Source organism: Hyphomonas sp. UBA3601 (assembly GCF_002375605.1).
In the GTDB taxonomy this organism is placed as follows: domain Bacteria; phylum Pseudomonadota; class Alphaproteobacteria; order Caulobacterales; family Hyphomonadaceae; genus Hyphomonas.
The window spans coordinates 1,481-13,700 of the sequence record NZ_DFME01000065.1; the positions used below are offsets into that span (position 1 = coordinate 1,481).

The 12,220-nt window shown below is 58.2% G+C and carries 14 protein-coding genes and 1 pseudogene; 7 read left to right on the plus strand and 8 right to left on the minus strand.

Annotated features, from left to right (window positions below; all coding sequences use genetic code 11):
- On the plus strand, positions 1 to 1,044 hold a 1,044-nt coding region (locus B4F73_RS06910; protein ID WP_290482842.1), incomplete at its 5' end, for a cisplatin damage response ATP-dependent DNA ligase.
- A 57-nt stretch (positions 1,045 to 1,101) separates the two neighbouring features.
- Here the strand turns inward: B4F73_RS06910 and B4F73_RS06915 are convergent.
- Positions 1,102 to 1,407 (minus strand): annotated as a pseudogene (locus B4F73_RS06915) (HU family DNA-binding protein); the annotation flags it as partial.
- Positions 1,408 to 1,682: 275 nt separating this feature from the next.
- Here B4F73_RS06915 and B4F73_RS06920 point away from each other — a divergent pair.
- The 4 genes from B4F73_RS06920 to B4F73_RS06935 all read left to right on the plus strand — a co-directional run bounded on the left by B4F73_RS06920 (position 1,683) and on the right by B4F73_RS06935 (position 4,906).
- Positions 1,683 to 2,441 (plus strand): hypothetical protein, encoded by a 759-nt coding sequence (locus tag B4F73_RS06920; protein WP_290482843.1) that lies wholly within the window; start codon positions 1,683 to 1,685, stop codon positions 2,439 to 2,441.
- A gap of 66 nt (positions 2,442 to 2,507) precedes the next feature.
- On the plus strand, positions 2,508 to 3,650 hold the full coding sequence (locus tag B4F73_RS06925) for a mechanosensitive ion channel family protein (protein WP_206992217.1): 1,143 nt from the start codon (positions 2,508 to 2,510) through the stop codon (positions 3,648 to 3,650).
- 29 nt (positions 3,651 to 3,679) lie between these two features.
- Complete coding sequence (locus tag B4F73_RS06930; RefSeq protein WP_206992216.1) at positions 3,680 to 4,516, plus strand: mechanosensitive ion channel family protein; 837 nt, start codon at positions 3,680 to 3,682, stop codon at positions 4,514 to 4,516.
- An 18-nt stretch (positions 4,517 to 4,534) separates the two neighbouring features.
- A complete protein-coding gene (locus B4F73_RS06935) occupies positions 4,535 to 4,906 on the plus strand; it encodes a DUF6460 domain-containing protein (protein WP_206992215.1) in 372 nt (123 codons plus the stop codon).
- Here B4F73_RS06935 and B4F73_RS06940 read toward each other — a convergent pair.
- Positions 4,884 to 5,321, minus strand: coding sequence for a DUF2147 domain-containing protein (locus B4F73_RS06940; RefSeq protein WP_206992214.1), 438 nt, complete (start codon positions 5,319 to 5,321; stop codon positions 4,884 to 4,886). The genes B4F73_RS06935 and B4F73_RS06940 overlap by 23 nt on opposite strands.
- Before the next feature lie 61 nt (positions 5,322 to 5,382).
- Here B4F73_RS06940 and B4F73_RS06945 point away from each other — a divergent pair, with 61 nt between their 5' ends.
- Positions 5,383 to 6,285 carry an SDR family oxidoreductase gene (locus B4F73_RS06945; RefSeq protein ID WP_206992213.1) on the plus strand — a complete coding sequence of 301 codons (903 nt, stop codon included), beginning with the start codon at positions 5,383 to 5,385 and terminating at the stop codon, positions 6,283 to 6,285.
- A 76-nt stretch (positions 6,286 to 6,361) separates the two neighbouring features.
- A complete protein-coding gene (locus B4F73_RS06950; RefSeq protein ID WP_290480437.1) occupies positions 6,362 to 7,099 on the plus strand; it encodes a hypothetical protein in 738 nt (245 codons plus the stop codon).
- Here B4F73_RS06950 and B4F73_RS06955 read toward each other — a convergent pair.
- The 6 genes from B4F73_RS06955 to B4F73_RS06980 all read right to left on the minus strand — a co-directional run.
- The gene (locus tag B4F73_RS06955) at positions 7,096 to 7,869 is read right to left on the minus strand and encodes a TlpA disulfide reductase family protein (RefSeq protein ID WP_290481719.1); all 774 of its coding nucleotides are present in this window, start codon (positions 7,867 to 7,869) and stop codon (positions 7,096 to 7,098) included. The genes B4F73_RS06950 and B4F73_RS06955 overlap by 4 nt on opposite strands.
- A gap of 69 nt (positions 7,870 to 7,938) precedes the next feature.
- Positions 7,939 to 9,072 (minus strand): zinc-binding dehydrogenase, encoded by a 1,134-nt coding sequence (locus B4F73_RS06960; protein ID WP_290482844.1) that lies wholly within the window; start codon positions 9,070 to 9,072, stop codon positions 7,939 to 7,941.
- 27 nt (positions 9,073 to 9,099) lie between these two features.
- Positions 9,100 to 10,074, minus strand: coding sequence for an NADPH:quinone oxidoreductase family protein (locus B4F73_RS06965; RefSeq protein WP_290482845.1), 975 nt, complete (start codon positions 10,072 to 10,074; stop codon positions 9,100 to 9,102).
- Positions 10,071 to 11,105, minus strand: a complete 1,035-nt coding sequence (locus B4F73_RS06970) for an alpha/beta hydrolase (RefSeq protein ID WP_206992209.1) — start codon at positions 11,103 to 11,105, stop codon at positions 10,071 to 10,073. Before B4F73_RS06970 ends, B4F73_RS06965 begins: the two co-directional genes overlap by 4 nt.
- A gap of 74 nt (positions 11,106 to 11,179) precedes the next feature.
- Positions 11,180 to 11,806 carry a TetR/AcrR family transcriptional regulator gene (locus tag B4F73_RS06975; protein WP_206992208.1) on the minus strand — a complete coding sequence of 209 codons (627 nt, stop codon included), beginning with the start codon at positions 11,804 to 11,806 and terminating at the stop codon, positions 11,180 to 11,182.
- A 60-nt stretch (positions 11,807 to 11,866) separates the two neighbouring features.
- The coding region (locus tag B4F73_RS06980; RefSeq protein WP_290482846.1) for a DUF6498-containing protein at positions 11,867 to 12,220 on the minus strand (354 nt) is incomplete at its 5' end.

A 12,220-nucleotide genomic window follows, 5' to 3' on the forward strand; every position in this document is an offset into this window, starting at 1 on the left:
CCCGAGCCGGACATCAAGGCGCCCTTCCGGCCGGTCATGCTGGCGCACCCGCTGGTGCCGAAAGCCGAGCGCGATAATCCCGATGCGGTGGACCCGGCCCTGATCACAGCCGACGCCTTTGCCGCCGAATGGAAATATGACGGCATCCGTGTGCAGGCCAGCAGCGAAGGCGGCGTGCGGCGGATCTATACCCGCACGGGAGACGACATCTCCCATACTTTTCCGGATGTGCTGGCCGCGATGAGTTTTGAAGGAACGCTTGATGGCGAATTGCTGGTGCGCGGGGAGGATGGGCATAGCGTCGCGCCGTTCAATGAGTTGCAGCAGCGCCTGAACCGCAAGACCGTCTCGAAAAAGCAGATGGACGCGCGCCCGGCCTTCATCCGCGCCTATGACCTGTTGCAGGCTGGAGACGAGGATATCCGCCCCCTGAGCTTTCGCGAACGCCGGGAACGCCTGGAAGATTTCATCGCGAAAACGGCCAGCCCACGCTTTGACCTGTCGCCGCTCGTGCCCGTTACCGACCTGACGGCGCTGGACGCGCACCGCATGGAGCCCCCTGCCCCGGAAATCGAGGGGCTGATGCTGAAACGCTGGGACAGCCCCTATGTGCCCGGCCGCGTCAAGGGGCATTGGTATAAATGGAAGCGAGACCCCTGGCTCGTCGATGCGGTCTTGCTGTATGCGCAACGCGGCCACGGCCGCCGCTCCAGTTTCTATTCCGATTTCACCTTCGCCGTCTGGCGCGATGAAGACGGCGAGGATCGGCTGACGCCCGTTGGCAAGGCCTATTTCGGCTTTACCGACGAGGAGCTGAAACAGCTCGACAAATTCGTCCGTGACAACACGGTCGAACGTTTCGGACCTGTGCGCTCCGTGACGCCATCACTTGTTCTGGAAGTGGCCTTTGAAGGCCTGCAGCGCTCGGCCCGTCACAAATCCGGCATCGCCATGCGCTTTCCGCGTATCAACCGCATCCGGTGGGACAAGCCCGCAAACGAGGCGGACCGTTTGGAGACTCTAGAGGCAATGCTGCAAGAATGAAAAAAGGCCGGATGACATGCACCCGGCCCTTTCGAAACATAGTGAAACCGAAAGTCCTTAAACGGACTCTTTCAGTTCCTTGGAGACGCGGAAAGCAACTTTCTTCGACGCCTTGATCTTGATGGATTCACCCGTTGCCGGGTTGCGGCCCATGCGTGCCGGGCGCTTGCGCACTTCCAGCGTGCCGAGACCGTTCAGACGGAAACGTTCGCCTTTCTTCAGGCGCTTGGTGATCCGATCAGCCAGGTCGGAGAAGATTTCTTCCGACTGCTTCTTGGTCAGACCATGAGCCTCAGCCATTTCTGCCGACAGCTGGCGCATCGTCACCGTGGTTGGTGTCTTTGCAGCCGTCGCCTTTGGGGCCGCTTTCGGCGCAGCTGCCTTGCGGGCAACTGGCTTCTTCGCAGCGGCCGTCTTGGCAGCAGGCTTCTTGGTGGCCGTCTTGGCCGTGGTGGTCGCCTTCTTGGCGGCCGGTTTTGCAGGGGCCTTCTTGGCCGCAGGTGTCCTTGCCATAAGCAAATTCCTCTTGTGAGTCTCCGCAGAGATCGGGGCGTATAACGTGAAAACGCCAGCCTGCATCCCACTTTTTTCACACGCCGCGGATTTGCCCCATTTGAAATTCAGCTCATATGGAAAACATGAAAACATATTTGCCCCTGGTCGTGATTCTTCTCGGCGTGCTTCAGCCCCTGTCCGGCGCGCTCGCGCCTGCACTGGGCATTGGCACACCGATTGGAAACGCCACTCGTGACATGACGCTTCCGGAACAGCCCTTGCCGGCGTTCTTTTCACTCTGGAGCGTGATTTTCCTCGCCTATTTGCTGTTCGGCATTTCCTACTGGCGTGCCCGCGAGCCCTGGATGGAGCGAATTGCGGTACCCCTTGCCTGGGCTGGTGCGTTCAACATCGTCTGGATGATCAGTGCGCAGCTGATCGCGTCTCAACCCCTGGATTTCCTGCTCCTTTTTCCAATCGCCATTGCCGTATGGACGGCAGCATTTCGCATGGACCGTTTGCGTGAAACTGGCTGGAGTCCCAAGAAAGCTCTCGCAGATCTTACCGCCGCCATGCTGTCTGGCTGGATTACCGTCGCCATCGCGATCTCTGTTCCCTTGACCCTGCGCAGCTTCTCGAGCCTCGGGGCGACTGATTTTCCGTGGCAAATGCTCTGGATCACGCTGGTGACCGCCAGCATTTCGGCGTGGATGTTCGCCCGCTATGTTAGCCGCAGTTGGTGGTATTTCATTGCCCTGGGCTGGGGCATGATCGGGATCGTCCTGAACAATTGGTATGTGACGGAGATGAACTGGCTCGCCATTATCAGCGCAGGGGTGCTTACTCTCATTCTCTGCTTGCGCCTCTTTCGGGGTGCCGACGGATCAGTCATACCCGCCTGAGCAAACTGGACAAGCGGCGCAAACTGACGCTCTTTTGCCCATAGAAACAACGAGCCCGGCCACTTTATGGATTTCACCACAATCGCCCTGCCCGATATCGACACCACAGACTGGCCTGTCTGGCTGGCAAGTTCTTGGCCATTCATGGAGAAGTGGGGCGCCGTTGTCCTGGCCTGTATCCTGATCTGGTTTCTTTCGGGCATGGTCAAACGCATCATTACCGCCTTTGGGAAGCGCGTGACCGCCAAGGACAAATCATTCGAGGGATCGAGTTGGGATATTGCCAGTTCAGTCTCTCGCGTTTTCGCTTTGATTTTCATGTCTCCCCTGCCCCTTGGGCTCGCGGGCTATGACTGGGAAGCGATCATAGACAAGCGCGGACCAGGCGCCTTCGCTGCGGTCGCGATCCTGATCATTGCGGTGACCTTTGCGAACTGGGTTGCCCGATCAATGCGGAAAATGGGCAATCAGGCTCATATGCGTCACGGGGCCGATGATACGCTGTTTGCCTTCTCCGCTTCGCTCCTGAAATATCTGATCTTCGCCGTTGCGATCGTATTGGCACTGACCCAACTCGGCTTCCCGACGGCATCGTTGGCGGCGCTGCTGGGCGGCGCAGCGTTGGCCATTGGCCTCGCGCTTCAGGACACGCTGAAGGCGGTTGCGGCCGGAGTCATGTTGGCCATTTTCAGGCCGTTCCGAATTGGTGATTTCGTCACCCTGGCAGGCATGGACGGCGAAATCACTGACATCACACCCTTCCGAACGACGTTCAAGCAAATCGACAACAAGATCGTCTCGGTCACCAATGACAAGGTCTGGGGCGATCCGCTGGTCAATCACACACGCCAGACACGTCGTCGCTTCGATCTCTACTTTGACATTTCCTATGACGACAATATGGATCATGCGCTCAAAACCCTGCTGGACACGACGAATGAGCATCCGCGTATTCTGGCCAAGGATGAAACCTGGGTCGGCGTGCATACGCTTGCTGATTGGAGCGTTCGGCTGCGCCTGCGCGCTTTTGTGGCGACGCCCGAATTCGTTCAGGTCCGCGCCGACATCACAAAGGCCGTCAAGGAAGCCTTTGATCGTGAAGGGATCACCATCCCCTTCCCGCATCAGGTCAACATGGCTTACCGGCCACCTGCTGAGTCGAGACCGGAACACGCGTCACAATCAGACATTACAGAGACTGAAGACTAGCCTGCCCTGACAGTAAAAAGGAGACCTCCATGCCTGAAGAGCTGACTGCAGCCGCGCTCTGGAGCGAATACAGCCCCTTCATCATTTCATTCGGCGTGAAAGTACTTGGCGCTTTGCTGGTCCTGATTATCGGTCTGCGCATCGCCGGCTGGTTGGCGGGCCTCGTTCGTAGCGCAGCGCTGAAGCGCGAAGGTATTGACGATACGCTCGGCAATTTCTTTGCCTCTCTTGTCCGGTGGGCCATCACGGCTGCTGTGCTGATTGCCGTGCTGCAGGTCTTCGGGGTTCAGGCCACCAGCTTCGTCGCCGTACTCGGCGCGCTGACCCTTGCCATTGGCCTGTCCATGCAGGGCGCCCTCGGCAATATCGCGTCAGGCGTCATGATCATGTTGTTTCGCCCCTACAAGCTCGGCGACTATATCGAGGCCGCTGGCGTTGCCGGCACCGTTAAAGACATCAATCTGTTCCAGACTGTCCTGGCCACAGTCGACAATGTGAAAGTCCTCGTGCCAAACAGTCAGGCCATTGATGGCGTCATCGAGAACTATTCCGGATACGATACCCGCCGCGCCGATGTGACCTTTGGCATCGACTATGATGACGACATGGACAAGGCCATCGCCGTCATCAAACAGGTGATTGAAGCAGATGACCGTATCTTCAGGGATCCGGAACCCTTCGTGAAGGTTGTTAATCTTGGAGACAGTTCGGTCGACATTGCCACACGCAGCTGGGTGAAAGCGGCCGATGTCTGGGACGTCAAATTCCACCTCATGAAGGCAGTCAAGGAAGCCTTTGACCGGGAAGGCATCTCGATACCCTATCCGCACCAGGTTGAAATCCAGAAGCAGGCGGCCAACGACTAACAGGCCCCACCATATACTATGTCGACAGATCCCAACTCAGAACTACCGGAAGTGACAGTTGAGCCGGTGCCGGAGCCTCTGCCGCCCCGCGCACCGGTCAAAGCGCCTCCACGCTCCTTGCTCGCGCGATTGTTCGGCATCTCGGTCTGGGGATCGCTGAAGCTGCTCGGCCTTTGCATTCTGGTCGGCTTCTTCGTGCTGGCGTCCCAGTTCAATCCGTCCAATCCGGACGTCGACATGGGCGCGGCCATCGCAAATGTTGCAAGCACGACCATGGCGGCGCTTGGCTGGGCAGTGCGCAATTTCTGGAAACCAGCCCTGGCGGGTGCGGCGGTGGTGATCCCTATATGGGTCCTGTGGCGACTCGTCAGTCTGCCATTCCGGAAGTAGATTCAACCGGCGCCCAATGCTGCGTCTGGCAGATCGGGCCGATGCAGCCCTTCACTTCCAGTACACCATCGGCCAGCAATTTGATCTTGGACCCGTAGGTCTTGCCTTCCTTCGGATTGTATATCGTGCCGCCTGTCCAGCCTTTGGCTTTTTGCTTGAACCCTTCAAGCATAGTCAGGCCAAGGATTTTTGCGCCCTTGGCATCGGTCGCCGTTTCGGGGGTCGCGTCGCCAGACACACTCGCCGGATCGATCCAGACGATGACGCCGCAAGGCGTTCCGTCCCCGCAATCGGAAATCCGGATGTGGGAATTTTCTTCCTGCGTCACAAAAGTGCCGAAAACGTCGAGCGGCCCCGCCCGGGCTGTACCCGCAGCAAATGCCGCGACGGCAACGATAGCCAATGCACGATTCATGGGTGCCTCCCCGCTCAACCGACTTATACTCCTATCAGAAAAACAAACCGGGAGGAATTCAATGGACATGACAAAACTAATGTTTCGCGACGGCCTGATGGCCGGGGAACGCATTCTGGTAACAGGCGGCGGCACGGGACTCGGCAAGGAAATGGCCGAAGGTTTCCTGAAGCTTGGCGCGGAAGTGCATATCTGCGGACGGCGTGGACAGGTCTGCGAAGACACCGCAGGTGAACTGATGGACAAGCATGGCGGCAAGGTCGTGCCACATGCCTGCGACATCCGCGTGGCGGAAGCCATCACCGACATGAATGATCATATCTGGGCCAAGCACGGCGCGCTGACCGGCCTCATCAACAATGCCGCTGGCAATTTCATCAGCCGGACCGAAGATCTCTCAATCCGGGGCTTCGATGCGATTTCCAATATCGTATTCCGCGGCACCTTCTACATGACCCACGACATCGGCAAACGCTGGATCAAGGAGGGTCAAAAGGGCAGCGTCTGTTCAATCCTGACGACTTGGGTCTGGAATGGTGGGCCATTCGTGGTGCCGTCGGCCATGTCAAAGGCAGCCGTCAACACGATGACGCAGAGCCTCGCCGTGGAATGGGGGCGCTACGGCCTCCGTTTCAACGCCATTGCGCCGGGCCCCTTCCCGACGGAAGGTATGTCGAAGCGGCTGGCTCCGGATGCCGAAGGCGCCAAGCGCATGGATTCCGGCGCCGCCAATCCGATGGGCCGCGTTGGCGAGATGCATGAACTGGTGAACTTGGCCGTGTTCCTGATGGCGTCTGGCGCGGAATATGTGAATGGACAAACCATCGCGATCGACGGAGCGATGTACAATGCATCCGGTGGAAACTTCGCTCAACTGACGGCGTGGGGCGACGCCGAATGGCAAGCCGCCCGAGACGCGATTGAAGCCACCAATGCACAAGACAAGGCCAAGCGCACCGTTTGACGCCTTTCAGGCTGGACAGTCGCGCACGCAACACTAGGCTTCGGGCACGCAATCGCCGCCCGGAGCCTCACGCCTCATGACGACCCGATCTAAAGAACATGCCCTCGGCATTACCGCATTGGGGGAACGCCTGTCCGGAGTTTCGGGTCGCCATGAGGGCGTCGTCATTGGCCTGACTGGCTCGGTTGCCTCGGGCAAGACGACTCTGGCCAACCAGGTTGCTGCAGTCCTGGCCGAGGCACATGCGGTGGAAACCGTGTCGACGGACGGGTTTCTCTATCCGAACACAATCCTGGAAGAACGCGGCCTGACACTCCGCAAGGGCTTTCCAGAAACTTACAATGCCGAGGCATTGGGTGACGCAATCGCCGCCCTCTCAACCGGCACAGCCGACTTTCCCGGCTATAGCCATGTCACCTACGACGTCGACCCGGGCATGACGCGAACCATTGCACAGCCCGATATACTGATCCTCGAAGGCCTTGGCTTCCAGCCATTGTCGCCGCCTCCGCGTCCTGCGCGGGAGCCGGACTATCTTGTGTATCTCGATGCATCAGAAGACGACTTGCTGACTTGGTATACGGAACGCTTCCATCGCCTCTGGCGCGCGGCAGAGACTGACCCGAGTTCTTTTTATGCAAACTTTCTTCACATGACGGAACCTGAACTTCTCGAGTTTGCAAAATCCGTCTGGGACCGCATCAATCTGCCCAATTTGCGCGACCATATCGCGCCGCTGAAGCAAACAGCCGACATTGTCGTCCTGAAAGATTCCGATCATGCCATACGCATCACGCATGACAGGATCGGCTAGTCTGCCCTGACTATAATCTCCAGGAACTCCAAAGTTTCCGGTGCTGTCCAAGCTTCGGTTGCTTTCGTATCTCCGCCCTGAAACATGGCGTAGGGAATTCCGCCCGGCGCGAACACAATATTTGTAGGCAAACTAAGCTTCGATTTCGATTGGCCGCTCGCAGCCAGAAGTGACTCCAGACCCTCACCCTCTGCAATCAGCGGCTCAAGATGATCGACATTGCGGTCACTAAAGAGGGCGCGGATAGAGTCCCTTGAATCTGTCTGAGTCGGGTCAGTATTCACAGCAATCAGCGTGACGCCCCTCTTAGCATATAAAGGCGCTGCCTCTCCCATTTCCGGTAACTCATGTACACAGGGCGCGCACCAACTCGCCCAATAGTTCAGGATGACCCACCCATTTTTGGCAGCGTCCAGTGCTGCGCCCACGTCTCCGCTGACGTCTTCCGGCCAATGAACCTCGTCGTCGGGCAGGTAGAGCTGCCCAAGTGGAACCGATGTCATCCCTTCTGGTAGAACAAGACTTTCCTGGCTCGACTGCTCAGCCTCCAGACGAGCCAAAGCTTCCTTCATGAGCTCGTAATTCTTGATCTCGGATAGCAAATAGTCTGGATCGCGATGCTTCTGCCGGAGTTCGTCAGGCAAGGAGGACAGATCGAATGAATTGCCGTCAGTCTCAGATGACGAGACAAAGTATGGCCCGGCATATAAACCCGTTCCAAATCCTACTGTCAGTGCGAACGCAACAGTTACCCAGACTCTTTGACCCATGCGACCCCCTTTGGTAATACTATTACAAACTACCAAAGGGGGATGAGTCATACAACCATTGGGATATTATCAGTTCGGCGTGATCAGGTATTTCTCGCCAGTCGCCTTGGCGTCATAGGCTTTCAGCGTTTCAAGGTTAAGCGCCTCAGCGAGCGAGATGCGCTTGGTGTAATGGCTGGCGAACGTGGTCGTCAGCTCATCCATCACACGCTTGTACATGCGGGCGCGGACTTCCTTGCCGGCCTTTTGCAGGAATGGCGTCAGCAGATATCCGCTAAGGTTCCACGCAAACCCTACGCCCGGAGGCACTTGGGTCGGTGACATGTCGAGCCGGCCATAGATAAAGACCTGCGTCTGCTGGCCGGAGCCATAACGCGAGTATTCCTTCATCTTGCGGCTGGCGGCCGCCTCCATCGCAATGAGCAATTGTCCGGCGAGCGGTCCGCCGCCAATCGCATCAAAGCCGAGCGTCGCACCGGTTTCCATCAGCGCCGCGATCAAGTCTTCCATAAAGGTTGGCGACGTAGAATTGACGATATGTTTGGCGCCGATATCACGCAGGATTTCGGCCTGCTCTTCCTTGCGGACGATGTTCACCAGCGGCACGCCATCCTTGATACAGATCTTATTCAGCATCTGGCCGAGATTGGATGCAGCGGCCGTATGCACGAGGGATTCATGACCCATTTCGCGCATGGTCTCGACGAAAGACAGTGCCGTAAGCGGATTCACATAGCAGGACGCGCCCTGCTCGGCCGTGGCACCTTCCGGCAATTCCATGACCTGACCGACATTCAGCATGCGGTATTCGGAATAGAATTCGCCGCCAAGTCCCGTAACGCGCTTGCCGAGCAAGGCTTGCGCCGCTTCGGACTCGCCTGCGGCGACAACCGTACCGGCACCTTCATTTCCGACACCCAGTGACTGACCGATCCGGGCCTGCATCGCACGCAAACCAGCTTCGGGTACTTTTGCCGTGATGACTGGGCGATCCGCCGTGCCACTCTGAACCGCCGTGCGAATATCTCCTGCACCAATCAACAGGCCGAGATCGGATGGATTGATCGGGGTTGCCTCGACCTTGATGATCACATCGCCGGGTCCGGGCGTTGGTAGGTCTACCTCAACCAGGGACAGTTCAAGTTCGCCTTCCGGCTTGATCAGCGAGCGTAGTTGCAGGCCTTTTTCAGGGAGTGTCGACATATCTTCGTTTCCTCTTTTATTTTCTATTCAGGGCTTGATGACCACTTTGCCCACAACCTCGCGATCAGTGAGCAAGCGGTAGGCTTCCCGCCAGTTTTCCAATGGAAGCTCGGCATGGATACGCGGCCGGGTCTTGCCCTCTGCTGCCCATTTCCAAATTGCTTCCATATTCTCCTTGCCGCGCTCCGGAAAGCGACGGCCATACTCCCCGGCCCGTACGCCGACCACGGAGAACCCCTTTATCAGGGGCATGTTCGCTTTGACTTCCGGGATGCGCCCGGACGTGAACCCGACCACGAGCAAACGTCCATCAAATGCGATACAGCGAACGCTCTCGTCAAACACATCGCCGCCAACCGGGTCGAAGATGACATCTGCTCCGCGCCCGCCTGTGAGCGTTTTCACCTTGTCGCGAAAGCCTTGCGCCGCGTTGATGGCATAGTCTGCTCCATGCGCGATGACCTTGTCCAATTTGGCGTCTGATGCAGACGTCGCAATCACGGTTGCGCCGAGCAGCTTTCCGACATCGACGGCCGCCATACCCACGCCGCCGCTTGCGCCGTGCACGAGCAATGTCTCACCGGGCTGCAAATTGGCCCGCCGCACGAGCGCGACATAGGCGGTCAGATAGGCTGCAGGATAGGCTGCCGCCTCCGCAAATCCCATATTGTCCGGCACAAGAGACAGGCTGGCGGCGGGCAGCAACGCAAATTCTGCGAAGGCTCCAGTCTTGTTGCCGCCGACCACCCGGTCACCCGGTGAAAACGCGGAGACGCCCTCTCCAACGGCTTCGACGATTCCGGCGCATTCCATGCCCTGGGTGAAGGGCAACTCCGGTTTCATCTGGTACCGGCCCTGACTCATCAGCAGGTCTGGGAAGTTCACGCTGGCTGCCTTTACGCGCACCAGCACTTCCCCTTCCCCGACCACGGGCACTGGAACATCCTGAACCGACAGTCCAGAAAAATCGTCCGTCACCGTATTACAGACGAGGGCCTTCATAATTTTGAGACGAGGTCTTTCACCATGTTGGCGATTTCCAGACATGCCTTGCGAGAGCCCGGCGAGAAACCGGAAAAGGCCGTGAAGGCATGAGGTAGCGTATCATAGCGCTTGTGAGTGACCTTCACGCCCGCACTTTTGAGGCGCTTGGCATAGTCATCGCCCTCATCGCACAATGGATCATGCCCCGCAGTAATGATGATCGCTGGGGGCAACCCTTCCAGCTCGGCGGTCTGCCCCGGCGACAGGAGCGGATCGGACATGTCGAAATCGTCCGGCAGGTATTGCTCCATGAACCAGTTCATCGTGTCTGTGCTGAGAGAGAAGGTTTCTCCGAACTCGGTGCGCGACGGGAATTCCTCGACCATGTCCACGGCCGGATAGATCAGCAATTGATAGACGGGCAGTGGCTTGTGTTCGCGTTGCATCTCCTGAGAGATGATGGCCGAGAAATTGCCACCCATACTGTCCCCGCCCACGGCCGCCATGCCTTCGGGCGCACCATACTTGCCAGCATTGCGCACGCCCCATTCATACGCGGCGATACAGTCATCGATACCAGCCGGAAACTTGTGCTGTGGGGCCAACCGATAGTCGACCGACAGGACCGGGCCTTTGGTGACGGAAGCAAGGATCGAGCACCATGCATTGCAGGTTTCAAGGTCGCCAACCACGCCGCCGCCCATATGATAATAGACCAGCAATGGCACAGAGGAATCCTGGCCGGATGGCTTGTACAGGCGCACCGGAATTTCGTTACGGTCGGGCCCGGGAATGGTAAAATTCTCCGTCGTCACGCCAGGCTCCAGCGGAGCTTCCAACATGGCGAGCTGCTCTTTCACAGCCGCCTGCACGACTTCCGGTTCCAGGGTCGACATCGGCGGTGCGTTGCGGCCATTCCATGCAACCAGTTGCAATTGCGGCTCGAGGACGCGGCCCCGCACTTCGACCGGCTTACCGCCGGCCATGCGCACCAGCAGGCCGTCCGGCAGTTTGAAGATGAATTTGGTGATTATCTGCTGCAGGCTCATGGTCGCCTCCCGTCCTGTCTTGTTGACAAAAAGCTTAGCCTTGCAAGCGCGTCCGCGCCAAGAGGCGTTTCTCCTTACTTCGCGGCAATCTCTCGCACGCCCGCCAGCAGCAAGGCCGTCGCGAATTCCGTCGCACCGTCAACATCTACCGGGCGGCGCAGCAACATGTGCTCACCCATTTCACGGGCAATTCCGATGGCCGCCGCCGTCAGATAGGCTGTGTCGATCTTGGGGCCGCCCTCGCCGGACAGGACATGTTCCAGATCGGCGCGGATTTCTTCTGCCACGGCCAGCATTTCGGGCGTATCGACCCGCACCCCGATCAGGGCCAGATGCGGCGCGCCATTGCGGATCGGTTCTTCATTCTCGGTCGCGATGAAACCGAAATAGGCCCGATAGGCATCATGGACATAGGTTTCAAAGTCCGTGGCATAGGCGCGAACATCCTGCAGGCGTGAACGGAAGCGATGCGTGGAATCTTCGGCAATCGCTTCGAACACCTCTTCTTTCGACTTGAAGTAGTTGTAGAAGGTGCCGGCGGCGAGTTCGGTTTCCCGGATAATGTCGCGTACCGTCGTGGCCTCGAAGCCGATCCGCGCAAACACGCGGCGCCCCGCCTGCAGGATGGCCCGTCGGTTGGCAGCCTTGGATCTGGCCCGCTTTCCGGTTGAACCGGCCAGTGTCTTTACGATGGAGCTCATACACGCCTTTCCTGAGGGAAGCCCCACATCATGACCAAGGCGTCATCACCCGTCAACTTTTTACGCTGTTGACGGGAATTCTTTCATAAGCGCATGGCTAGCCCTGTCCAGTTTGCGTTGGCGCATGGCCGACACGATCACGCCGAACACGACGCGCAGGAAGATCAAGAAGACGACCCCCAGAAGCGGCTCGTTCGTCGCAATCGCGAATACGGCCCCAAGGATGATGGCCACGTGCAGGGTCACAATCCGACCATAGGGTGCGAACATTTCAACAATCGGCTGGGTTTCCCGGAACTCGCCTTTCATAAGAAAGTCTGTGAAGTAGATCACCAGATTGATCGCAATGATCGCAGCAACAAACCAGACCATCCCCTGCCCCGAACTCAACGCCCAATAGACCAATCCCGGCAT